At 51.9% G+C, this 24,159-nt stretch carries 22 protein-coding genes and 1 pseudogene; 15 read left to right on the forward strand and 8 right to left on the reverse strand.

What is annotated here, in order from left to right; all coding sequences use genetic code 11:
• Positions 1 to 321: 321 nt before the first annotated feature.
• Positions 322 to 528: a hypothetical protein gene (locus tag LQ229_RS09400; protein ID WP_230191566.1), complete on the reverse strand. Its 207-nt coding sequence runs from the start codon at positions 526 to 528 to the stop codon at positions 322 to 324.
• A 407-nt stretch (positions 529 to 935) separates the two neighbouring features.
• On the opposite strand from LQ229_RS09400, the gene LQ229_RS09405 reads away from it, so the two are divergent.
• A complete protein-coding gene (locus tag LQ229_RS09405; protein WP_230191567.1) occupies positions 936 to 1,421 on the forward strand; it encodes a pentapeptide repeat-containing protein in 486 nt (161 codons plus the stop codon).
• A 176-nt stretch (positions 1,422 to 1,597) separates the two neighbouring features.
• Here the strand turns inward: LQ229_RS09405 and LQ229_RS09410 are convergent, their stop codons facing one another.
• Together LQ229_RS09410 and LQ229_RS09415 are read right to left on the reverse strand one after the other, a co-directional pair.
• Positions 1,598 to 2,974: a HAMP domain-containing sensor histidine kinase gene (locus tag LQ229_RS09410; RefSeq protein WP_230191568.1), complete on the reverse strand. Its 1,377-nt coding sequence runs from the start codon at positions 2,972 to 2,974 to the stop codon at positions 1,598 to 1,600.
• A gap of 2 nt (positions 2,975 to 2,976) precedes the next feature.
• Positions 2,977 to 3,687: a response regulator transcription factor gene (locus LQ229_RS09415; protein ID WP_216538126.1), complete on the reverse strand. Its 711-nt coding sequence runs from the start codon at positions 3,685 to 3,687 to the stop codon at positions 2,977 to 2,979.
• Between the two features lie 168 nt (positions 3,688 to 3,855).
• Between LQ229_RS09415 and LQ229_RS09420 the strand changes: the two genes are divergently transcribed.
• The 5 genes and pseudogenes from LQ229_RS09420 to LQ229_RS09440 all read left to right on the forward strand — a co-directional run bounded on the left by LQ229_RS09420 (position 3,856) and on the right by LQ229_RS09440 (position 7,350).
• Complete coding sequence (locus LQ229_RS09420) at positions 3,856 to 4,767, forward strand: ABC transporter ATP-binding protein (RefSeq protein ID WP_230191569.1); 912 nt, start codon at positions 3,856 to 3,858, stop codon at positions 4,765 to 4,767.
• Complete coding sequence (locus LQ229_RS09425) at positions 4,767 to 5,519, forward strand: ABC transporter permease (RefSeq protein WP_230191570.1); 753 nt, start codon at positions 4,767 to 4,769, stop codon at positions 5,517 to 5,519. Before LQ229_RS09420 ends, LQ229_RS09425 begins: the two co-directional genes overlap by 1 nt.
• Before the next feature lie 13 nt (positions 5,520 to 5,532).
• On the forward strand, positions 5,533 to 6,261 hold the full coding sequence (locus LQ229_RS09430) for an ABC transporter permease (protein WP_230191627.1): 729 nt from the start codon (positions 5,533 to 5,535) through the stop codon (positions 6,259 to 6,261).
• Positions 6,262 to 6,381: 120 nt separating this feature from the next.
• Positions 6,382 to 6,507: pseudogene (locus LQ229_RS09435) on the forward strand (MerR family transcriptional regulator); the annotation flags it as partial.
• A gap of 327 nt (positions 6,508 to 6,834) precedes the next feature.
• Positions 6,835 to 7,350, forward strand: a complete 516-nt coding sequence (locus LQ229_RS09440) for a DUF2179 domain-containing protein (protein ID WP_216538129.1) — start codon at positions 6,835 to 6,837, stop codon at positions 7,348 to 7,350.
• A 1-nt stretch (position 7,351) separates the two neighbouring features.
• Here LQ229_RS09440 and LQ229_RS09445 read toward each other — a convergent pair whose 3' ends face one another.
• The gene (locus LQ229_RS09445; RefSeq protein WP_230191571.1) at positions 7,352 to 8,002 is read right to left on the reverse strand and encodes a metalloregulator ArsR/SmtB family transcription factor; all 651 of its coding nucleotides are present in this window, start codon (positions 8,000 to 8,002) and stop codon (positions 7,352 to 7,354) included.
• 138 nt (positions 8,003 to 8,140) lie between these two features.
• Between LQ229_RS09445 and LQ229_RS09450 the strand changes: the two genes are divergently transcribed.
• The 3 genes from LQ229_RS09450 (at position 8,141) to LQ229_RS09460 (ending at position 11,774) form a co-directional block, all read left to right on the forward strand.
• The gene (locus tag LQ229_RS09450; RefSeq protein ID WP_230191572.1) at positions 8,141 to 8,626 is read left to right on the forward strand and encodes a VanZ family protein; all 486 of its coding nucleotides are present in this window, start codon (positions 8,141 to 8,143) and stop codon (positions 8,624 to 8,626) included.
• Positions 8,627 to 8,911: 285 nt separating this feature from the next.
• Positions 8,912 to 11,104, forward strand: coding sequence for a cation-translocating P-type ATPase (locus LQ229_RS09455; protein ID WP_230191573.1), 2,193 nt, complete (start codon positions 8,912 to 8,914; stop codon positions 11,102 to 11,104).
• A 4-nt stretch (positions 11,105 to 11,108) separates the two neighbouring features.
• Complete coding sequence (locus tag LQ229_RS09460; protein ID WP_230191574.1) at positions 11,109 to 11,774, forward strand: sulfite exporter TauE/SafE family protein; 666 nt, start codon at positions 11,109 to 11,111, stop codon at positions 11,772 to 11,774.
• 16 nt (positions 11,775 to 11,790) lie between these two features.
• Here LQ229_RS09460 and LQ229_RS09465 read toward each other — a convergent pair whose 3' ends face one another.
• Positions 11,791 to 12,222, reverse strand: coding sequence for a FixH family protein (locus tag LQ229_RS09465; RefSeq protein ID WP_216538134.1), 432 nt, complete (start codon positions 12,220 to 12,222; stop codon positions 11,791 to 11,793).
• Positions 12,223 to 12,316: 94 nt separating this feature from the next.
• On the opposite strand from LQ229_RS09465, the gene rpiA reads away from it, so the two are divergent.
• Entirely contained in the window at positions 12,317 to 12,985 is a 669-nt protein-coding gene (gene rpiA, locus LQ229_RS09470) for a ribose-5-phosphate isomerase RpiA (protein ID WP_216538135.1), read from the forward strand.
• Between the two features lie 869 nt (positions 12,986 to 13,854).
• On the opposite strand, the gene LQ229_RS09475 is transcribed toward rpiA, so the two are convergent.
• Positions 13,855 to 14,019 (reverse strand): hypothetical protein, encoded by a 165-nt coding sequence (locus LQ229_RS09475; protein WP_216538136.1) that lies wholly within the window; start codon positions 14,017 to 14,019, stop codon positions 13,855 to 13,857.
• A gap of 314 nt (positions 14,020 to 14,333) precedes the next feature.
• Here LQ229_RS09475 and LQ229_RS09480 point away from each other — a divergent pair, with 314 nt between their 5' ends.
• A complete protein-coding gene (locus LQ229_RS09480; RefSeq protein ID WP_216538137.1) occupies positions 14,334 to 14,795 on the forward strand; it encodes a nucleoside deaminase in 462 nt (153 codons plus the stop codon).
• A gap of 12 nt (positions 14,796 to 14,807) precedes the next feature.
• Positions 14,808 to 15,251 carry an NUDIX hydrolase gene (locus tag LQ229_RS09485; RefSeq protein WP_230191575.1) on the forward strand — a complete coding sequence of 148 codons (444 nt, stop codon included), beginning with the start codon at positions 14,808 to 14,810 and terminating at the stop codon, positions 15,249 to 15,251.
• A 104-nt stretch (positions 15,252 to 15,355) separates the two neighbouring features.
• Here LQ229_RS09485 and LQ229_RS09490 read toward each other — a convergent pair whose 3' ends face one another.
• On the reverse strand, positions 15,356 to 18,421 hold the full coding sequence (locus LQ229_RS09490) for an ATP-binding protein (protein ID WP_230191576.1): 3,066 nt from the start codon (positions 18,419 to 18,421) through the stop codon (positions 15,356 to 15,358).
• Between the two features lie 178 nt (positions 18,422 to 18,599).
• Between LQ229_RS09490 and LQ229_RS09495 the strand changes: the two genes are divergently transcribed.
• On the forward strand, positions 18,600 to 19,736 hold the full coding sequence (locus LQ229_RS09495; protein WP_230191577.1) for a response regulator: 1,137 nt from the start codon (positions 18,600 to 18,602) through the stop codon (positions 19,734 to 19,736).
• A gap of 90 nt (positions 19,737 to 19,826) precedes the next feature.
• Here the strand turns inward: LQ229_RS09495 and LQ229_RS09500 are convergent, their stop codons facing one another.
• A complete protein-coding gene (locus LQ229_RS09500; protein WP_230191578.1) occupies positions 19,827 to 20,891 on the reverse strand; it encodes a hypothetical protein in 1,065 nt (354 codons plus the stop codon).
• A gap of 203 nt (positions 20,892 to 21,094) precedes the next feature.
• Between LQ229_RS09500 and LQ229_RS09505 the strand changes: the two genes are divergently transcribed.
• Positions 21,095 to 23,266, forward strand: coding sequence for an NAD-dependent epimerase/dehydratase family protein (locus LQ229_RS09505; RefSeq protein WP_216538142.1), 2,172 nt, complete (start codon positions 21,095 to 21,097; stop codon positions 23,264 to 23,266).
• Positions 23,259 to 24,152, forward strand: a complete 894-nt coding sequence (locus LQ229_RS09510; protein ID WP_216538143.1) for a hypothetical protein — start codon at positions 23,259 to 23,261, stop codon at positions 24,150 to 24,152. The genes LQ229_RS09505 and LQ229_RS09510 overlap by 8 nt, the downstream gene beginning before the upstream one ends.
• The last annotated feature ends 7 nt before the right edge of the window (positions 24,153 to 24,159 follow it).

The following is a 24,159-nucleotide window of genomic DNA, read 5'->3' on the forward strand; positions in this document are numbered from 1 at the left end:
GGTAAAAACTCGATTTTTGAACTGGGTTTAGTTTGGTGTTGTCTTTTTTCCTGACTCATTGACCTGTTCCTTAAAGTAAATTTCCAATTCTCATGAATCAGGGGCTTGACATCTTACCGCTGGACTTTACTTGGCAAGTATAACATATTCGCTATAGTCTAACAATGTTAGTTTAAATCTAACATCGTTAGTTTGTACTTTTAGTTGGAAAGACGACGACGATTCGGACGATTATGAATTTGGTTCCGGTCGATGGGGGGGCCGTCCGAGTGTTCGGCCTGGAGCTAAGAGAAGAATCCTGCACTGGCGTTGCATTAACTTCTACCGCCCCTGCTCCCCAAGTTCGCGGACACAGGAGACGCTAATTGTGACAAACGACCCGATTTCGGCCAGTTTGCGGACAGGCGATCCTTTATTCGCGGCAAAAGCGTAAAAATAAGCCCTGCGATGAACGGATAACGGAACCAATGTCCGCCGAAACAGCGAATAAGCGGTTTTGACGCAAAATAACGGTCGTACGGTCCGCATAGCAATTTCTCAATGCAACGCCATTGATGAAGAGGTAAAGCATCGATTCTTATGCTTGGGATGATGTACAAAATACAACATTTTATCGATTTTCCATGCATTTTTGATGCCATTGTTGTAATTTTTACAACATTCCGGGGACAGACAAAGGGAAAATAGTCTTTGCGTAGCGATTATGTTGTATATAGTACATCATGTTCGGGCGGTCTGCCTTTTATCCTCCAACAATGTTGCATTTTATACAACATGCGTATCGATCTAACAAACAACCCTCTCTTTTGAGAGGTTTTTTTGTTTTTCCCCTTGACAAAATAAAACGGATATTATAATCTAACATTGTTAGTTTGGCTAACGATGTTAGGTTGCGATAAGCAAATCATAATAAAATGAAAAGGTGGAGACTACTTATGAACGTAATGGATTTTTCAAAAAGCGATTTGGCGAACTCGGATTTGAAGTCGGTAAGCATTCATGACGGTAGATTTAACTACAGCAATCTTCAAGGCTCCGACTTCAGTCATTCGGATTTAACGAACGCCTCTTTCAAGGGAAGCAATTTGCAAGATGCGATCTTCAATCGCGCCAATCTGACGGGCGCGCAGCTAGTGAAATCGAATTTGAAGGGCGCGAGCTTCGAGCAATGCATTTTTGACGGGACCCGGTTCACTTATTCCGACCTGTCCGGCGTATGCTTCGATCATCAGACGTTCGTCGGCACCGTGTTCGATCATGCGGAATTGAAGCATACGACGTTCCGCAACGCCACGCTGACCAATGTCTCGTTTAAAACGGATGTGGCGAAGACGGTTTTTGACGGAGCGACGATGGATAAGCTGACTTACGCACTGCTTAAAGGCTATAAAGCGGATTTAAAAAATGTAACGGTTGTTTAATGATTGCGGGGGCGGACTGCCCGAGCAAAAACTCGGCAGTCCCGTTATGCTCGTGCGGAATCGACCGTTCACGGATAAAGAGGAAGCACGATCAAAAAGCCGGCAATAAAGCAGCACCCTGCAACCGAATATAAGAAGACGGGGGAAAACGAATGTTTGAGCACGCCGGACAACGTTTAGTTTCTCAAGATCGGCAGAACCATTTCCGCATGAAATCCTTCCCCGGAATCGCTCGTCACGATAAGCCGGCCGCGATGCGCTTTGGCGATGCTTGCCGCCATAGGCAAGCCGAGCCCATGGCCGTTCTGCGCCGGACGCTTCCTTTTGGACGAATACGGAAGTTCCAAGAGCTCCGGAATATCGCCGGCAGGCACGCCTTTTCCGTCATCGGAAACGACGATGCTGCCGACCTCGCAGTCTCCCTTCGTTTCCAAAACGATATGGCAGCCGTTCGGATTATGATTTATGCTGTTCTGCATCAGATTGGCCAAGGCGCGAACAAGCAGCTTCTCGTCGCCGTAGATTTTGAGCTGCTCGTCCCGGACGATCCATTCCAATGTATATTTGTCATCCCATCCCCGGTTCAGAAACTCGGATGCGATCAGACGGACAAGCGCCGATAATCGGATCGGTTTCAAATGTAACGGCTGCATCTCGTATTCCAGCATCGAGACCAAATTCAAATCGCTGACCAGCGAGCGGAGCATTTCTCCTTGATGCCGGATGATACCGGCTTTATGCCGTTGTTCCGGCGGAACGGCCTCGCTCTCTTCCAGTTCGCTTGCATACCCGAGCATGATGGACAGCGGCGTGCGGATGTCGTGGGATATGCCGGATATCCAGTTCGAACGCGCTTCGTCTCTCGCTTTCAACTTATCATTTTTGCGCTGCATCAATAATGAAGCATTGTTGATGCTGGCCGCCAGCCCGCTTAATACGCCTTTGGGCTCGACATATTCGCTCCGCTCCTCGGCGAGGGCGTGGATTCCGCGAATGAGCGGGGCGATCGATTTGACCAGACGGGAACCGATGAAGAGCGATAAGAGGAGGGTCAGCGCCAGATTTCCGGCTACGAGGACTGCGGAACGGAAAGGCAGGCCGCTTACCCATTCCACCGGAAAGCTGAACTGGTATTTGGCGACGCTGTCCTGCGGAAATCCGACGACTACTAGCCCGCCATCGCGCTCCCATACGGTAACGGGATAATCTTGCAAATAATGGCGGGAAAACTTGGCCACATCGGCAAGAGAATAGGAGCGAGGAACTTCGTCCGGCATGTCGAAGCTCCACACCGCCCGCCCGTCGCGATCAAGCAGCATGGCCCATGCGTTGTTTTGCCTTAGCAGCTTGCCGGCTTCCTTATCGAGCGTATAGCTGCCGTTATATCGCAAACCCTCTGCAACGTTCCGTACGACCTGGCTAGGGGAATGGCTGCCATTCATTCCTCCGAATATCCATACCCCGAGAATGATGAAATTAACAATGAGAAGCGCAACCGACGTTAAGATCGTCGCTCCCACGAATCGGCGTAAAATACGGGCGGTTCCGTCCATCTTCACCCCTCCTTCGCAATCAGCTTATAGCCCAGCCCTCTTACGGTAATCAAATATTGAGGGGCGGAGGGATTCGTCTCGATTTTTTCGCGGATGCGCCGAATGTGCACCATCAGCGTGTTCTCGTATCCGAAATAATCGTCGCCCCATACCGCTTGGCAAAGCGCGTCGCTCGTCACGATCCGTCCCTTGTCTTCATAAAGCTTCAGCAGCAGGGCATGTTCTTTGGCCGTTAACGGCTGTTCGCCTTGATCGCTGCGCACCACGGCGCCTTCCAAATCGACGATATGCCCGCCAAGCTTGAAGACCGGCTGTCGTTCAACCGTCGGCGAAGCGTATGTGCGCCGTAAAATGACCATAAGCCGGAGGACGAGTTCGCGCGGCAAAAACGGTTTGACCATATAATCGTCCGCACCGAGCCCGAGCCCGAGCAGACGATCTTCATCCTCGCCTCGCGCCGAGAGGAAGAGCACCGGCATCTGCGAGAATCGGCGAATAGACGACAATATGGAGAAGCCGTCGCCGTCCGGCAGCATAATATCCAAAATCGCGATATCCGGCTTCTCGGAGCGGCATATCGCCAAAGCTTCTTCGCAGCTTCCCGCGTGAAAGATGCGGGAAAATCCTTCTTTGCGCAAAAAGCCGTCGATTATCCGGCGGATTTCCGGTTCGTCGTCGACGATGACGACTTTTCTATATTTTATATTTTGCATAGCGTTCACCCATTTCCATTATACAAGGCGTGTACGGCGATTCCACCCAATCCGCCCCGATTTCGCATATTTAAGGTTACCGTAAGGTTGCCGTCAGCTACAAGTAGGGGTGCGGCTTTATGCTGAAACCAGGCAATGTTATTACAGTAACCGATTGGAGTGAAGCGCATGAACACGATCGTATCCACCCGCAACCTTACGAAACGGTACGGGAGCGCATGCCGGGTCGATCAAGTCAATTTAACCGTATACGAAGGGGACGTGTACGGTTTCCTCGGCCCGAACGGAGCGGGCAAATCCACTACGCTGAAAATGCTGTTGGGTCTCGCCAAGCCTACAGGCGGCCAAGTGATCCTATTCGGCAAGGAATTTGAAAAAAACCGCCGCTCGATTTTGAGCCAAACGGGATCGCTTATCGAGTCGCCTTCTTATTACGGCCATCTCACCGGACTGGAGAATATGCGCGTCGTACAACGCCTTCGCAACGTTCCGGATCGGAATGTGTTCGAGGCGTTGCGAATCGTCCGTTTGGAAAATCATAAGGATAAAAAAGCGGGGCAATATTCCCTTGGCATGAAGCAGCGGCTTGGCATCGCGATGGCGCTGCTCGCTTTCCCGAGGCTGTTGATCCTGGACGAGCCGACCAACGGATTGGATCCGGCGGGGATCGGCGAGATTCGCGAACTGATACGATCTTTGCCGCAACGCTTCGGCATGACCGTATTGCTGTCCAGCCATATGCTGGCGGAGATCGAACAAGTCGCGACCTCGGTCGGCATTATTAGCGACGGCAAACTGCTGTTTCAGGGCGGCATGGATCAGCTGCGCAACCGGAGCGAAGCGCATATCGCCATCAAAACGCAAGACAACGAAACGGCGGAAAGGCTGCTGCTCGGCCAAGGATATTCGCCGGTGGCAAACGGAGACTATTTGACCTTGAAAGGACTCGGAGATCCGCAGATCGCCGAAGCGAACCGGACGCTCATTCGCGCAGGCATCGATGTCATCCGAATCGAAGAACGCCAGAAAAGTTTGGAGAGCATCTTCCTAGAACTGACGGGAAGGGAGAGAAGCTTGTAATGAAAACGGTCATGCTGGAATTTTACAAATTGCGGCGCAAACGGCTGCTCCTTATGATCTCGATGTTTCTATCCGTGGAAATCGGCTGGGCTTTCCTGTCCGTCAGCAAGTCGATGTCGCGCAATCCGGACAGTTCCGGGTGGGACGGTGCGCTCGTGATCATCGCATCCTTGAACGGCCTTTTTCTTCCGCTCATTGCGGCTGTGGTCGTTTCCCGCCTCTGCGATATGGAACATAAAGGCAATACATGGAAGCTGCTGACGGCCGCATCGCTCAAACGACACCGGCTATATTTCGGCAAATACGCTTGCGCCTGCATACTGCTGCTATTTGCCGTTATCGCACAGATGGCCGCGATTGCGGGATTTGGCGCCGTGAGCGGGTTCGGCATGCCTGTTCCGTTCTCCGAACTGTTCAAGCTGCTGGCCGGCACGATGCTGACCAATGCGGTCGTTATCGCATTGCAGCAGTGGATATCGCTTGCCGTGAAAAATCAAGCGTTCGGCCTGTGCCTCGGGATGATCGGGGGATTCATCGGCATGACGGCCGATTTATTCCCGGCTGCGGTGCGCCGTATATTGATTTGGTCCTATTATTCGGGGCTAAGCCCAGTAACTTACAATTTTGTTAATGAAACGATGGAGTTCGTTCCCCGTCAGATCGTGGCGTTCCTGCCAGCTTCGGTCCTATTGATGGGAGCGGCCGTCTATATTGCCGGAAGCGTTCACGTATCCAGGCAAGATATTCACTAGGAGGTACATTATGCTGCAAAGATGCATTTCCGCCGAATGGTTGAAATTGCGCCATTCCCATATTTGGCTGATCATGACGGCGCTTCCCGCGATTAGCGTTTTGATCGGATCCGCCAATTATTATATGAATCAAGGCGTATTGCATAACGGATGGTACAGCTTGTGGACGCAAGCGAGCCTCTTTTACGGGGAGTTTTTTTTGCCTGTCCTCATTGCTATTTGCTGCGCTTACGTATGCAGACTCGAGCATTTGAACAAAAATTGGAATATGATCATGACGGCTCCCGTCCGAATAGCCTATCTGTTTCTTGCCAAATTAATCGTCGTTGCGGCGCTCGTTTTCCTTGTGCAATTGTTCTTTGCGCTGCTTTATTATGGCGCGGGGAAATTATTCGGTTTGACTGGGGCGTTCCCGGCCGAAACGTTCGGTTGGATCGCGAGAGGCTGGCTGGCTTCCGTTACGATTAGCGCCGTACAATTATGGCTGTCTCTTGTCATCCGCAGTTTTGCCGTTCCGATCGGGATCAGCATTTGCGCCGCGTTGATCGGATTAGGCATGTACGTCGCGAAGCTCGGCATGCTGTTCCCCCATTCGTTGCTGACGATCGGCATGGGCGCAATAAGCCAGGATCGGTTGACACAGGCCGATACGATTCTATTTTTGACGATGAATACCCTCTTCCTGACGGCGGTTTCCCTGATCGCCGTTCGCAGACTCAAGAAAAAGGACGTGTCGGCTTGACCCGGAAGGGAAATAAATTGCTGCGGAAGCTTGACACTCCTCTAAGGGGAAACTTTAAGCTAGAGACAGAAGGAGGCGATCTTCATTGCTGTATACGGTTCAAGAGGTATCGGCCGTTTGCATGCGGTTACCGCTGCCGATTTTGCGGCGCAATCGCATTTTTTCCTGCATGACGATTTTCATCTGCGCATGCTTGAAGACCAGCAAACCGGATTGGCCTCCGAATCGTTTGCAACGATAGAATAGAGGAGAACACACCGTTATTTTTGGGCGGTGTGTTTTTTTGTTGCGTTGACGAATCCCGCCGATCGGCGGCGGCTCGTCTTATGCGCTTTCTTTTGCCGGTATGGGAGGTATATAATGACAGTGAATGCGACAAGCATGAAACGAAGGAAATATATGGTTCCAAAAAAGCGGCACCGTTTGGAATGGACGGGAAAATCTACGAATATATCAAGAAGGCTTTGTCAAATTTGTTAACAGATTGAAATTATGGCATGATGGAAAGAAAGGATAGGGCAAGCGGATCGAATAGTAACGGGTTCGATATGGATCAGACAGGAGGGACAGAAGATGTTTTCCATATTGGCGACGATTTTCGTCATTCAAATTGTGTATGTTTCGTTTTTTACGCTGCGGATGATTCTAACGTTGAAAGGTCAAAAGTATTATGCGGCCGCCATCAGTTCGCTTGAAATCATTATTTATGTGCTCGGCCTCAATATGGTATTGCAATATTTGGACCATGTGCTGAGCCTCATCGTGTATGCGGCGGGCTATGCGCTCGGCGTGCTCGTAGGCTCTTGGATCGAAGGGAAAATCGCCCTCGGTTACGTCACGTTGAAAGTGATCACGAACGATATCGCCGGCATGATGCCGAATGAACTGCGGAACGAAGGGTACGGCGTAACGTCGTGGGTCGGCCGCGGCAGAGACGGCGACCGGTTAGTATTAGAAGTGTTGACCAAACGGAAAAACCAGCGCAGTTTATATAAACTCATTTTATCGATCGATCCGAAAGCGTTCGTCGTTACGTTGGAACCGAGTCAACTGCATGGCGGATTCTGGGTCAAAAGCGTGCGGAAATGATTTATTTCGTGATTTTATAAACACAGCGGCTGCCGCCGGACAGCAGATGCTCGCTTCGTTCGATATGAACCTTGTCTCCCATGACGGCGCGAAACAGGTTCAATTCGTTCCGGCACAATTGGGTGCAGGCGGTTGCCGCCTCGCATATCGGGCAATGCTTTTCAACGAAGAGCAAGTCTCCGTCTTCATGCTCTGCGATTTCCGTCATATACCCTTCATTCGTCCGGATATCGGCCAGAATCTCGAGCTTTTCTCTGATTCCTTCTGTGCCGGCTAATTGGACGGCATATTGATCCTGCATTTTTTTGTTGCGAACTTCCAACAATTTCTCCAGTCCCGCCTCCCCGAAAGCCTCCTTCATCGAATCGATCAAACTGACGGTAAGATCCATATATCCGTCGGGAAACAGCCTGGCCGCTTCGGCGGTAAGGCGCCACAGCTTGGCGGGCCGGCCCATCGGGCGGCTCTCTTCGTCGTAATCGACGAGCCGTTCTTCCTGCAGCCGATACAAATGCTGGCGCACGGCCATCCCGGTTACATTCAGCTCGGATGAGAGAGCAACCGCATCCATCGGGCCGTTCTGCTTAAGAAGATGAACGATGGCTTTCCGTGTTTTTACAGACGCTTCTTTCTTCGTATCGCTTTTGCTCAACGCAATCCCCTCCTATGGCGTAGGAATGAATGCACCTCGTTACTTACATTATAAAGAAAAATATTGATTAATTCAAAAAAGAAAGCGAACGCTGCTGGAATGAAGTATAATGCGAGGTAGAAAAGGAAGGAGATACATATGAATCGCGAAAAACGAAGCGCCTTGGTTCGGTTGGCCGCCTGGATCATCTTGATCGGATACGGAGCCTGCCTGCTCTACTGGATGTTCGTCGGATTCGGCCGTACCGCGCTTTCATCCGGCGATCTGAGTTACAACTTGATTCCGCTGCGCACCATATCGGACTATTTCCTGCACTATCAATCTATCACCTTCCGAACATGGGCGATCAATATCATCGGCAATATCGGCGTATTCGTCCCGATTGGGGCCGCGATGCCGGTCGTCTTTCCGAAATGCAGAACCTATTTCCCATTCTTGGGTCGTTTCGCGGTCGCCATCGTCGTCTTAGAAACGCTTCAAACTTTCCTGCGTGCGGGAAGCGGGGATGTCGACGATCTTATTCTCAACGCCATCGGCGCCTCTGCCGGATATATATTGTACAAGCTTTACGCTCGTGCAACAAACAAAGATCCGTTGAACGAGGACGGAAATTTTTCGGCCTGAACGAACAACTGAAGGCGGTATTCCGAAAAATGACCTTCCGTTTCTCGCCGATTTTTTCATCGGATTAGGCAAAGAAGCGACGGTGAAGGAGCCGTCGGAATTGATAGACAATATTGTAAACAAGCTTTCCGAGATGATAGCCAAGTACAAGTAGCGGATTGACTTGATATTTCACTCCTCCCAACCAGTCTGTTTGTCCGGTTCGAATCATACAATGAAAGGACAAATCGATTTGGCGCCGCTTGCGCGCTCCATCTAGACAAGCGGGGGAGGAAGGCATCGGCAATGAAAACGATACGGCTTCAAATTACAGGCATGACATGTGCGGCATGTTCCGCCAGAATTGAAAAAGCGTTGAACCGGACAGAAGGGATTCGGACGGCGTCGGTCAATCTCGCCTTGGCGCAAGCGGCCGTCAGCTACGATCCCCGGTTCATCGAAGCAAAACGAATTATGCAGAAAATTGAACAGCTCGGATACGGCGCCAAGGACGAGCGGCTCGATGCGGACTCGTCGTCCGAGAACGAAGTGCAGCTATACCGCAATCGATTTATCGCCGCGGCAGTACTGTCGCTCCCGCTTTTTTGGGCCATGTCGAGCCATATTCCTTTTGTGCCGGAAGTGTGGACGCCGGCGCTCTTTCAATCCGCTTTGTTTCAATTGCTGGTTGCGACCGTGCTTCAATTTTATATCGGATTTCCTTTTTACTACAGAGCTTTCCAAGCGATGAAGCAACGTTCGGCCAATATGGACGTTTTGGTCGCATTAAGCACCTCGGTGGCCTACTTTTACAGCCACTATCTCGTGATGCGCCCCGATCATTCGCATTCGGGGGAACATCAGACGTACTACTTCGATACGATCGCCATGATAATGACGGCGGTGCTGCTCGGCAAATATTTGGAATCCGTCGCCAAGAGAAAGGCTTTGAAAGATCTTCGCATGCTATACGGGCTGCAAGTCCCGCTCATCCGCGTACTTCGCCGGCAAGCGGAGGAGTGGATTGCGGCAAGCGATCTTCGCGCAGGCGATTTGGTCCTCGTCCGGGGGGACGAATGGATTTCCGCGGACGGAGTGGTCGTCTCGGGCCAAGCGGACGTGGACGAGTCGATGTTGACCGGCGAGAGCCGAACGGTCGCCAAAGCGGCCGGGGACCGCGTATACAGCGGCACGCGCAGCGTGAACGGAAGCTTGCGCATCAAGGCGCTGACCGATGTCCAGGGAACGAGACTGGCGAACATGATCGCTCTCGTGGAGCAGGCGCAAGCCGGCAAGCCGTTCATTGCGCGCAAAGTCAATCGGGTTGCGGCCGTATTCGTGCCTGTCATGATCGTCTGTGCCGCGATCACTTTCGCGGGCTGGTACGGCGCGGATCCGACAGCGGCGCTGCAGCATGCGATGGCCGTATTGCTAGTTGCTTGTCCGTGCGCATTAGGCTTGGCGACGCCTGTATCGATATTGATTTCGACGGGACTCGCGGCCAAATCCGGCATTTTGTGCAAGGAAGGACGCGCCTTGGAGATCGTTCATCGGGTCGATTCCGTATTATTGGATAAGACCGGGACGCTGACGGAGGGAAAGCCGGCGGTTACAACGGTCTATTCCCTACAGGGGGAGAAGTCGCGCCTTCTTCGCCTGGCGGCGGCGGTCGAACAATATTCCGCACATCCGGCGGCACAAGCGGTCGCGGACGCGGCGCGCAAATCCAACCTGATCGTGCCGGATGCCGCGGAAGTGCGGGAAATACCCGGCAACGGCATGGCAGGCGTCGTCGAAGGCAAGAACGTAATGATCGGGCGCCGCGGATGGCTGCGGCAGAACGGCGTCATTGTGAACGAAGCGGATAGCGGCGAAGATGACGGTTCGACGGCGCTTTACGTGGCGATCGACGGCCGTTGGGCAGGCAAGCTGACGGCGTCGGATCGGATCAAACCGGATGCCGCGGCTGCCGTACGCGATATCGGGCGCTACGCAGAGGTAGAGATGATAACGGGAGATCGCCGTCAAGCGGCGGAGCGGGTGGCCGCTGAAACGGGGATAAGCCGCTGGCATGCGGAGATGCTCCCGGAACATAAGCTGGAATATGTGCGCAAGCTGCAGCGGAAAGGCCGCATCGTCGCGGTGGTCGGGGACGGGATCAACGACACCGCGGCATTGTCTGCGGCGGATATCGGCATTGCGATGGGCGGAGGAACGGATTCCGCCATGCAGGCGGGCGACATGGTGTTCGTGACCAATAAGCTTGCAAGCATGGCGGAAGCGATGAAGTTGAGCCGGCAAACGATGCGCAATATTCGGCAAAACCTATTTTTCGCGCTGCTTTACAACGTGGGGGCGATCCCTTTCGCCGCCTTCGGCTTTTTAGATCCGAAAATCGCCTGCGTCATGATGGCGGCTAGCTCGGTGCTCGTTGTATCCAACGCGCTCAGGCTGCAACGATTCAAATTGAAGGGGGGAGAGAGCGACGCTTACCGGTAACGAGATGATTATGGCCGCCATGTCGGGATTGGCCGGGGCGCCGCATTGCTTCATCATGTGCGGCGGCATCGTCGCCTCGTATGCATTAAGCTCCGGAAGCTCTTCGCTTCAAACCGCGCTGGCTTACAATATGGGAAGAGTGCTTACTTATGGGGCGATCGGCTGCTTTATGGGGGCTGTCGGCTCCTTTGTCAACGCAGCGGGGCTTTTTGTCGGAATTCAAGGTTTCTCCAGCATGCTTGGAGGCGTTTTTATCTTGTTATGGGCATTTCGCAAATATTCGCTGCCCTTTTCGCGCATCCGATTGCCGGGAATGAGCCGCGCGCAAACTTTCATTGGCCGCTTGCGCGAGCGTTACGAACTTCCGGCCGTCTTTCTGACCGGATTGACGCTCGGATTTCTTCCATGCGGGTTAACGTATGCGATGCAAATGAAAGCGGCGGCAGCCGGTTCATGGACGGACGGAGGCCTCATCATGCTGATTTTCGGATTATCTACGTTTCCCGTCTTGGTCTTCACCGCGCTGTCGGCCGGAAGCATTCGCAAAAAGTGGAGGAAGAGCCTGAATAAAGCCGGCATCATACTGGCTTTCGCGATGGGAACGCTATCCGTTATGAAAGGATTGAGCGCAAACGGCTGGATTCCCGCCGTACATCCGTGGTTATGGTGAGCGGCAAGGGCGGCGCCTATGAAACCACTTGAAAAGGATGGCCGACTCGAACCTGTTTGCCGCCCATGTCAACCCGAACTTCGGCCTGCCATCTTCCGCGCATGACGGGCACGCCGACAGCGGCATACGTCCCCGTTTCCCGCTCCGTAACGACGGCGGGGAAAGAGCCGCAGAACATGCCCGGCATCGATAATACGACTTGAAGATCTTGCCCGCCGACCGGTACGCCGGCCACGTCCGACACGGTGACGATAAATTCGACCTCTTGCATCGAATGGGCCGGCGCCGTATTCGCGCCGATATCGATGCGAATCGATTCGTCTATGTACAGGGTGCTTGCCGCCGCTTCTTGATTCATCGTCATGCCCAGATAGGCAAACGCAGCGGCGAGCAACAGCGCGAGCGGGATCCATACCCCGATTTTTTTCATCCCTATCCCTCGATCCATACATTCTTCTCCCATGCCTATGACGAATCGATGCGAAACATGCGAAGTTTGGTATAATAAAACCGTTAAGCGATCAGCTAAAGGAGAATGAGCGATGGATGCCAAACAGCGGGTGGCCGAAGCGGCTGTAGAACAAATCGAAGACGGCATGAAGATAGGGCTGGGCACGGGATCGACAGCATATTGGGCGATCCGGAAAATCGCCGAGAAGGTGAAGGAAGGGTTGCGGATCAAGGCGATCGCCACGTCCAAACAATCGGAGGCGTTGGCCCGGGAGTTCGGGATACCGCTAAGCGGCTTCTCCCAGATCGATGATCTCGATATTGCTATCGACGGGGCAGATGAAGTCGATTCGGACCTGAACCTGATCAAAGGAGGGGGAGGGGCGTTGCTCCGGGAGAAGATCGTCGCCGCCGCCAGCCGCCGATTTATCGTCATTGCGGACGAGTCCAAAATCGTGAAGACGCTGGGGCGTTTTCCGCTGCCTGTGGAAATCGTTCCATTCGGCATGGAGGCCACGTTGCGAAACGTACAGCAACTCGGATGCACGCCGGTCCTAAGGCGGCAAGACGGCGGCCCTTATATAACGGATAACGGAAACTATATTGCGGATTGCGATTTTGGCACGATCGAAGACCCTGCCGCATTGCATAGGCAATTGAACGGCATCCCGGGCGTGGTCGATAACGGCTTGTTCGTCGGCATGGCCCGGCAAGTGTATGTAGGATATAAAGACGGAACGATCGAAAGATTGGATAAATAGATCATCGTTGGGTGATTTCGGCAGTGGATCGAGTTGCCGCTAAGACCGCAAACGGGCAGTCGATCAGGATCGGCGTGCAAATCCGCGCAATTCGACCGTACGCGCACATTGTACGATTTTTCGGATACAATTCGCAGAACCGGTGCTCAAATCGCGTACTGCGTATGAAATTTCGAATAAAATCGACGAATTCAACCCGTGCGCCGCACATTGTGTACGATTTTTCGCATATATTATGCGGCCTCTCGCAGATTATCAAAGTTATGTACAGTGAATCGTCAGGCCCTTTTATTCAAAATCTGCAGTGGAGGAGCTCTTTTACACCTCGTTTAGATCTATTGCCGCAGCGAAGCCTGTGATAAGAGTCCATTTCATCAGACCGTAGCCGGCTGACGATCCGTCGGGCGGGCTAACGAAACGTATTCACGCTAATAGCCTGTAAATGTTCTTCTTGCCGGTGTAACGAAACTAGGACACGCTAATGAGGGGAAATCGGCGGTAAAACGGCCGATTTCCAATGAATAGCGATACGTACTTTCATTAGGATGGGAAAGTCCTCATTTTGAGTCCAATAACGATTACCAGTTTCGTAAGCGCCAAGCCAAAGCGCCGCGCAAAGCGCCTTTGAAATGTAGGACTTGTATTGCCAAGGACAGTTGCCGTCCCAATCACCATATAGAGTTTTCATGAACTCTCAGATCCGCAGCCTTTTTCGATGCAATGCCGGTGCTTGTTATTCTATTTCACAACGAACGGATGATCGTTCCGAGCGACAAGGGACAGGTCGACTATTTCCTAAATAGCCAACGGATGGCGTATCGCCGGGAACGTTCATAGGTCTAAAGACGCATTCCCGGCATGCCGACTGCTTATGACGTCGCCTGAAGTTTTTTCATGTCTTCCCGGTCGGATTGTTTGCCCTCGATTCGTCTGAACTGATGATAGTGGCGTTTGCATACGCCTTTGGCATAATGCCGTTCGTTGCAGCCTTCCAAGTTGCAAAGTCTAGGATTCGGCGATCTTCGTCTTCCCATGATCTCATCTTCTCCTTTCAAAACGGTATTTTCTCAAGTAAATGTTCTAATCCAAGATTCGAATGAATCGGTAGCCGCATATGATAAATGGTTATTATTTATTATTACGAGACAAGCTGTCCATTTATGGGGGTACCGCTTGAAAAAAATTTTTATCGGAGTGCTTGGAGATGGGGAACCGCGTTTCGAATGTGGAACCGGCTTGCTTTATTTTGTTGCAGGCCGGCTGTGTAGAACGATCGGATTGTGTGAAAAATGAAGGAAAGGTTACACATTCTAATCCGATCCGGAGCGAAACAGGAGGGTAAGGCGAAATGAATCGTCATGAATATATGTGCCAAGCGATCGAATTGGCATGCGAAAACGTAAAGGAGAAGGGCGGAAGACCGTTCGGCGCCGTCATTGTAAAAGACGGAGACGTTGTGGCGACGGGCGTCAACGAAGTGATGGAGACCCACGATCCGACGACGCATGCGGAAATGCAGGCGATTCGCGCGGCGAGCCGTGCGCTGCAAACGGCGGATTTGTCCGATTGCGTGCTCTTTGCCAGCGGCGAACCGTGTCCGATGTGTTTAAGCGCGATTTACTGGGCGAATATCAAGGACGTTTACTATTCCTATACGGAAGAAGACGCGGCGCAGATCGGCCTCAGCACGAAATACGTATACGAACAAATTGCTCTTCCGAAGGAAGAGCGCGATATTCACCTAAGACGGATGGATAAGCGCGCTTTCGCGAGCGATCCGTTCGCATTGTGGAAAAAACGGGAAACATGAAGGGGAGCACTCATGGGATATGTCGAAGATTTGCGAGCCGTTGTAGGCCATAGGCCGTTAATTCTTGTCGGTGTCGTCGTATTCATATTCAATCCGAACGGCGAGTTATTGCTGCAACGGAAGACAAGCGGCAGGTGGGCCGTCCCCGGGGGCTTGATGGAGCTTGGCGAATCGACGGAAGAGACGGGGCGAAGGGAAGTGCTGGAAGAGACCGGCCTGCGCGTCGGAACGATGAAATTGGTCGGCGTCGCGTCAGGCCAAGATCAATTCGTCAAGTTGAAGAACGGGGATGAATTGTATGCGGTTACGATCGTTTATTCGACGCATGACATTGTCGGCGGGAATTTGCAGGCGGATGGAGTGGAATCGATCGAATTGCGTTACTATCCTTTACACCTTCTGCCTGATGACTTGAACCCGAAAATAAAAACGATGATTCTGCGGCATATCGAATAAGGGATCGCGCGAATGGCCGCTTCCGTTCGCGCATATCGAAGAGGCTGTCCGCGCATTTGCCCGAACAGCCTCGCCGTATTTGATGCGATAAATATCAATGTTTGTTACTTCGGAATGATAAAAGAGATTTTGGTTCCTTCATTCGGTTTGCTTCGGATCGTCAAGCCCGTACCGTACATTTGCTTCAATCGCCGGTCCGTATTGCGGATCCCGATGCCCTGCTGATTCCACTCGGCGCTATCCAACAATTGCCGCGCCTTGTCCTCGTTCATCCCTTTTCCGTCGTCCGCAACGATAAACTCCGTGCCGTCGCGAAGATCCTTCATTCGAATTAGAACGGTTCCGCCTTCGGAACGGCTTAATGCGCCGTGCCTCACCGCATTCTCTACCAAAGGCTGAATCGTGAGCGGAGGGAGCTGCAGAAGGATGTCCGGATCGATATCCCAGAGGATCGTCAACCTTTCTCCGAATCTGGCCTTTTCGATATATAAATAGGAACGGACAAGCTCAAGCTCGCGCTCAATCGGAACGAGCCGTTTCGCATTCCAATAATCGAAGCTGATCCTCAAATAAGAATTGAAAGCGTCGATCAGGCGATTCATTTTCTGCGTGTCGATATCGCTTAAGGCGGTTATCGAATTGAGCGTATTAAACAAAAAGTGCGGTTGTATTTGCGCTTGCAAATATGCCGCTTCCATTCGGAGTCTTTCGCTTACCGATTGCTTGACTTCGTTCAGCGCCCGTACCCGATACTGCAATTCCAAGGCGTCCGCCGGCTTGGTTACATAGTCGTTGGCCCCTGACAGAAACCCGGAATAAACGTCTTCCAACCGGTTGCGGGCGGTAAGGAGCAGAATGGGAAGCTCCGAGACGGAGAAGCGCTTCCGGATGGATCGGGCCAGTTCATAACCGGACATATTCGGCATCATGACGTCGGCGATCACAAGATCCCACTGTCCGTCATTGAGCCTGGATATCGCTTCATTGCCGCTCGTCGCCGTCTCGATATAATATTCGTCCCGGGACAGTATATCGCGCAATATTTTCAGATTGACGGGATCGTCGTCTACCGCCAGAATCCGCGGCTTCGCCGCACTTTGGTCCGCCGCCTCGGGATCCTGTTCGGAAGCGGGCGTCGCTTCCGCTTCGGACGATTCGGCTTCGACCGGTTCGTTCCGCGGCTCTTCTTCTTCCCGAACGTACTCCGCGGCGATGGGCAGCGTAAAGGTAAAGACCGAACCTGCCCCTAATGTGGACTCAACATGCAGCGTCTCGCCGTGCAATTCCACCAATTGTTTGCAAATGCTCAGCCCGAGTCCGATTCCTCCCCCGGACGCGCTTCTGTCGGCATTTCCTTGTTCGTAAGGGAGAAAAATGCTCTGTTTCGTTTCTTCATCAATCCCGATCCCCGTATCGGCGACATGAATATAAGCAATGCCGTCACGCGCTTCGGCGCGCACGGAGATCGTTCCCTCGTTCGTGAATTTGATCGCATTATGCAGCAGATTGAACAAGATTTGGATCATTCTTTTCTCGTCGGCGGAGACAGGCGGAAACGATTTCGGTATATCGATCGTCAGCCGCAGCGGCTTGCCTTCAACCATAAACCGGAGCATGTCCGCTACTCCGGAGGCTACGGCCTGGACATGCACTTCCTTTCGATCCAATACGATTTTATTTTCTTTAAGCTGCGACAAATCGAGTAGGTCGTCGACCATGAGCGACATGCGGCGTCCGATCGTAATCAGCAATTTCAAATCCTCGATATTTTGTTTGTGCAGCGTATGCTGCCCGCGATGAACGACGGTTTGCGCAAGATTGATCATGCCATGCAGCGGCGTTCTCAGTTCGTGGGAAGTATTCGCCAGAAAGTCGTCCTTCCACTTCACTTCCCTTTGCAATTGTTCGGCAAGCGAGGCGGTCTGCTCGGTTTTCCGGAAATATTGCTTGAACCAGTAAGCGGCAAATCCGAGAATCGCCGCAAAAATATCGATCGGATAGAAAGAAGTATCGATCCATCCCCGACCTTTGAACGATCCCCCTAATAAACTCGAAGTAATGCTGGCGGCGGCTAACAACAAAAAGATGGCATCGTTATCTTTCCGCTTCATTCTTTGATAAATGATAAAAGGAATCGCGAAAACCGGTGCAAGCACAATAAGTGAAAAGATATAAATCTTTATGGTTAAAAATACGACTGACAGCGGGGAGCATAGAATAAGAAGCACATATGCCCCGCTTGCTATCGAGTACAAGCGCAACAGCTTGCTGTCCCGATTTTCCCAAAGAAGGTTCATGATCAGTTTCAGCATGAATACCGACGTGAGCACATAGGAAACGATCGTAACTTTGACATGCCATGCATAACTCAGCGGCAGCCAGATGAGCAACAGCTTATCGTCATCGGCGGAAACGCTGAGGGCGGCGGATATTAACAGCAGCAAAAAGTAAATGAGCCCTTTCTGCCCCCGATTGAACAAATACAAGATGGCGGCGTATACGCCATGCAGCAACAAGACGATAATCGTGACTAATTGAAACCCGACGGCATAAAGCCTTTCATTATCCGTAGCGGCTTGCAACCCGAACTTAATCGAACGGACAATACCGCCGCTGCGAGTGCGCTCGAAGTTGGCGACATGGATGACGAGTTCAATCTCGTTCGAATCGGGCGTATAAGCGGCCGTGTAGGAGGTATTCTTCGCAGTATACCGATCCGCCCGTTCCGCTGGCTGGCCGATTCTCGCAAGCAGTTTCCCGTTGGCATACATTTCGGACGAAATCTGAATTTCATTGACTAGAAATCCAAGCGTCTGTCCGTTAAGTTCTCCAATCAGGATGCGAAGCCGGTACGATCCGAAGCCTAAAGGAGCGCGGCCGTCGTCCGGAAATGCCGGACTCCAATCCCCGGGAATTTGAATATAGGTTTGGGAAGACGGCGGGGAAGGGCTGTCTGAACCCGGAGAGATGAATTGATTAGGATAAAACTCCCATTCTCCGTCTAACGTAATGGTTTGCCGATTGTCAAAGACCCAATCCCGCAAATCCAATACGCCCCGAACCGCCGCCGGATGATCCGGCGTTTTATGCAAGTGCAACCAGCCAACTCGCATAGCGATGAGGAGGAGAATAAAGATGCCGGTTATTAGTAACAGTTTTCGTTTTGACATAGTAATGTTTATTTCGACAAATTTGAGGCGTTTCCTCCTTGTACTGCGAAAGAATGATTATTTCGTCCGATCCCCCTTGTCTTGGAACGTGGTATCGTGTAACAATAGCATTATCTGACAAAAAACGAGACCGAATCTGCTAACATTGCCGTAAGGAGTAGAAGGAGGTAGGTAGAGCGTGAAGACGATCATCGTTGACGACGAGCCGCTGGCTTTGCGTAGAATGGAAAAGCTGTTGCGGGAACGGGAAGGGGACGGGCCGGCGATTGAATTGGCCGGTTCGTTTCAGGATCCGCGCATGGCGCTGGAGTTGGCTAGACGGGAAACGCTGCATCTTGCGTTTCTGGACATTGAAATGCCGGAGATCGGAGGAATGGAATTGGCGGAACGGATGTTGCAGATCCAACCCCATCTCCACATCGTATTCGTTACGGCATTTAACGAATACGCCGTTGAAGCGTTCGAATTGAACGCCCTCGATTACTTGCTCAAGCCGGTTAGTGCCAACCGACTTGGCAAGACGATGCAGCGGCTCGGCAAACGGATTGGGAATGAGAAACCCGCCGACTCCGATCAGGGAGAATTGATGTTATGCTGCTTGTCCAGTTTGCATTATGCCGACAAGAATCGCGAGCCCCAATCCTTTCAATGGCGGACGTCCAGAGCGCAGGAACTGTTTGCGTTTTTGATTCATCATTGCGGCCAGACAGTGCGCAAGGAATCGATCGTGGAGTTGCTATGGCCGAGCTATGACGCAGAGAAAACGTCCGCCCATTTACATACGACCATTTATCAGATTCGTCAGGTCATTAAGCAGAAGGAACTTCCCATTATACTCAAATATATGGACGAGGGGTACCGGCTTGAAATCGGAGAGATGAAACTGGATACGGAGGAATGGGAAAAAGGGGTGCGCCAAGCGCCGTCTCCCGCTCCGGAGACGATCGAATTGCACCGAAGTTTGCTTGAATTGTACAAGGGCGATTACTTGGCGGAGCATAACTATATTTGGGCGGAAGGGGAACAGGAGCGTCTGCGTATCGTGTGGCTGAATCACGCCAAGCAAGTCGTCGATTATTACGTTGCCGCCAAACAATACGCGGACGCTGTGCCGTTATATATCACCATACAGGAGAAATGTCCTTACTTCGAGGAAGGATATTTCGGTTTGATGAAAATTTATGCGGAACTCGGCAATTATCGGGATGTGATGAGGCAATACTTGCAACTGTGCGCCAATTTAAAAGAGGAACTGGGAATCGAACCGGGCAAGGAGGTAACCGATTGGTACGAGCAATGGAAAAAAAGCATCTAACGTTTGCCCTTCGCTATACTCTCATGCGAGACAGGTTCGTTCCCATAACAGCGTGATGACCGTTCTGCCGGATTCGACAATTGCCGCCGGCTATTTTTTTTCTTCCTTTTTCATATTGCCGTAAAGCTCGGGGATGTTGTAGAAATGCTCCCCTTCTTCGGAATGCAATCGAAAACCGTTGCGTTGGTAATCGGATCCCCCGGTTAATTTCCTATATTTTGCATCCATCTTATAATAATTCATATAGTTTTCAAAGTATGGAAACAGCTCCACGACATTCCGATTGACGGTGCCCGCGCTGTAATCCCAGGCTGCGACTCCGTATCCGTCCAGGGAGAAAACGCCCGCCGCGGCTTCGTTCATGCGAAAGAACTTGCGCAAATCGTTCTTGGAGAGCGATTGGTAATCGATCTTGCTGACGGACAGCAATTTCGTGCCGTATGTTTTTCGGTATTCCAGCAGCTTGTCGATTCTCTTTTGAAAACCGCTGCCATACGCGCTGTCGCTGTTAGGATCGCCGATATCGGTCGGCTTTAAAAAGCTTTCGATCAAAAAATAGTCTTGCGCCCCGAGAGCGGTTGGCGATCCGTCCGGGTTCATCTCTTTGTCAATCCGGTCTGCAAATACGTCGTCCGGATCCCATGCGTTAACGAATGCCGACATACTTAGCGAATGCACCGTCTCCACGGCGTAATTCAACCTTTCGCGATTCACTCCGAAATCATGCCCGGCATCGTCCAGGAAGATCCCGTCCGCTCCCATCTCCGCCCACAGCCGATATCGTTCCGCAAGTTGTTCCTTCGTATAGTTATATTTCGTTGTGACCCCCAAATCCACATATCCGAAAATGCGCGCATTCTCGTTCAACTTTTTGATCCCCGCCATGATCTCCCGCGTCGATGCCGAGTATTTATGCTGCGGTTGCTCAAGCCCCGCCGAGAATACAATATAGTCGTATTGCGCGAATATGCCTGCGGCTTTCTCTACCTCCTGCGCATCGTTAACTTGCTCGGGAATTCCGTAGTAAATAAGCAATCGATAAGGAGCGGCCTCCTTGCCGGAGCTTTGGGATGATTCTGCGGCCTTGGCCGAGGCGCCGGGAATGAAAACAATCAGCGATAAGAACAAACAAGCGAAAACATTCATCGCCTTCATATTCGTTACCCCCTTCCTATTTGCGTTTCGTTACGATTGATCCCACTTAGGCTACCATTGATATTTCCATCATGTCAATCGTTTCAATAATGTTCAGAAAATGTTTAGAAGGCTCGGTTACACTTGGATACTGTTGCAGTGTCGACAACTTTCGATCGTTCTCGGCAAGGCATAGATTACGAATTCGGGGGTTAAGGGGGAAAATGAAAGTTCTAATTACTGGCGGCTGCGGCTTTATCGGCTCTTTCGTCGCCGAACGCTTTCATAAGGAAGGGCATCAGGTTAGCATCATTGATAATTTAACTACAGGACAAACCCACCATATCTCGTTTAAACATCAATTGTATACCATGAATGTGGAAGATCCGAAATGCGAGGAAGTGTTCCGCAGCGGCAAGTTCGATCTCGTCGTGCATCTTGCCGCGCAAATCGACGTGCAGCGCTCGGTGAAACGCCCTTACGAGGACGCGCAGTCGAATATGCTCGGGATCGCCAATATGCTCAGCCTCTCGGCCAAGCATGGGGTGAAAAAATTTATATTCGCCTCGACCGCCGCCGTTTACGGCATGCAGGAAGAAGGGCTCCCGCTCTCGGAGGATACGCCGTGCGCGCCGATTTCTCCGTACGGGACGCATAAATGGTTTGGCGAGCAGTACTGCGCCAAGTGGCAAGAAATGTACGGACTTGATACGCTTTGTTTCCGCTTTTCCAATGTGTACGGACCGCGCCAGAGCGACACGGGAGAGGGCGGCGTCATTTCCATCTTCTTAAATAAGCTGATGAACGGCCAAGAACTGGTCGTATACGGAGACGGCGGCCAGACGAGGGACTTTATTTACGTGGAGGACGTCGCGGATGCCATCTACCGCGGGGCGTACAGCGATATTACCGGGGTATTTAATTTATCGACAAGTACGGAAACGAGCTTGAACGATTTGATCCGCATGCTTTCGGCCGAGAAGCAGACGGCAGGTGTCCGCTATTTGGACGCGCGGAAAGGCGACATTTATAGATCGTCGCTAGACAATACCAGATTGAAACGCTCCCTGGACTGGGTTCCGCTATATTCGGTACAGGAAGGGCTGCAAAAAACGATCGCCTGGTTCGAGCAACGCGCCGAAACCGGGCCGCAGCGCGAGAAAAAAAGATTCGCGCTGCCGGAAACGTGGAAGAAAATTCTTCCCTATGTCGAAAATATTTTTCTGTTCGCCATCGTAGCATTAGTGGACTCCTCTCTGGTTTTCCGGTACTTGTCCTTGGACTTCATGCTTTTCTACATCATACTCATCGCAAGCTTGTACGGAATCCGCCAATCGATGATTTCCGTTTGTTTGGCGATCGTTTATTACCTGTACGGGCAAGTGGCGGAAGGCCGCGAACTGTTGTCGCTCGTATACGATACGGAAGCGTTCTTCCAAGTCGCTATCTATTTGTTTTTGGGATTAATCATCGGGTATACGACAGACAAACGCAAAACAAAAATCGCTGCGGCGGACGGGAAGATGGAGACGGCGCTGGCGGATTACAATGTCTTGAAGAAGGTTTACGAAGATACGCTCGAGGTCAAGGAGCAGTTGCAGCAGCAAATCGTCAATAGCAAGGACAGTCTCGGACGATTGTACGCCATTGTCCGAAACCTGGAAAGTTTGCAACCGGAAGAAGTAGTCGGCGCGGCCGTCGGCGTAATCGAACAGTTGATGGGCAACCGTTCGGTCTCCATTTATTCCTACCGAACCAACGGTTTCTTGCGCCTCATGGTCCGGTCGAATCGGGACGATTTCCTGTTGCCGAAATCGCTGCATGTGGACGACGCGCCGCAATGGCGGACTGTTGTCGACGAACAAAACCTATTCATTAACCGCGAACTGGCGGGCCAAATGCCGATGATGGCCGCTCCCATCGTGCATGAGGGGGAAACGGTAGCCGTCATCTCGCTGCACGAAATCGAATTCGAACGTTTTACCTTATACCATGAGCATCTGTTCAAGGTGGCGTCGGAGCTTATCTCCGGTTCCTTGGCAAGAGCGTTTCAATTTGCCGGAGCGGTCCGCAGCGAACGTTACGTGGAGGACTCGGCATTATTGAATATGGATGCCATGCAAGAAATGATAGAACAAAAAGAGAAGCTGCGGAAAACCTACAATATCCATTACGCTTTGCTAGAGATTCGCGACAACGGTCCGAATTGGAGACAGACCGTCATGCGGATCGCCCAATGCTTGCGCGAATCGGATTATATCGGTCTGGATCGGAATCGGAATATCCAAGTGCTGTTGTCGAATTCGACGACAGAAGAAGCCGCCCGCGTTGCGGACCGATTGAGTTCTTCGGGCATTCACGCCGCGCTGCTTGGCAGGGATAAATCTTATGTATAAGACGGCTTATCTCATTTATGTTGGATTGAGCTTGGCGTATTTGGCTTTCCTCATCTTCAACCGCCGCCCTTGGCGCACCGATCTGACCTTGATCGTGTGCATCCCTTTTGTCGGCCTGATCGTAGCCTTATGGGCGTCCATGCCGGCAAAGCGTTCCAAGGAGGAGATGACGGATGAGGAACGGTTTGCGCATCTCGTGTACAGCGGAACGGACAACGGGAAAAATCCGCGGCAGGTCGATATCCGGCAGGAAATCAATCTCGTTCCTCTGGAAGAAGCTTTATACTATAGCGATGTGACGACACGGCGGCGCATGCTGCTCGATCTGCTGAAGACGGAAAGGGAGGCGCGTCCTGATTTGCTGGAGGCCGCCGTCGGCAACGACGATACGGAAACCTCCCATTACGCCGTCTCGGCGGTTACGGAACTGAAGCGCAAGCTGACGCTCATGCTGCAGAAGCTGGCGGTGCGTTACGAGCAGTCACCGGGCGATCCGGAGTTGTTGTTGTCGTATGCCGATGCGTTGAAACGATTCTTGGACCTCGGTTTTTTGGATCGCCATACGCAGTCCCAATACCGGCATCTGCAAACGGAGGTGCTCGAGCGGCTGTTGGAAACCGGCAAAGGGGATGTCTCGCACTATACCGATATGATTGAGGCCGAGCTTCAAGTAGGGAACGGGGACCGGGCCGAATATTGGACAGGCCGCTTCTATGAAGCGTATCCGGGCCGCGAGGAACCGTATTTGGCCGAATTGAAGCTGAGATATGAATTAGGCCAACGGGAGCGGCTTCTTGCCACGCTGCAGGCGCTGCGGGCCGCGCCGATTCGCGTAACGCCCGATGCGCTCGGCGTCATCCGATTTTGGCTGCATAACAGTGAGTGAGGCGAGG

This window comes from Paenibacillus sp. CECT 9249, assembly GCF_918697855.1.
GTDB lineage: Bacteria > Bacillota > Bacilli > Paenibacillales > Paenibacillaceae > MSJ-34.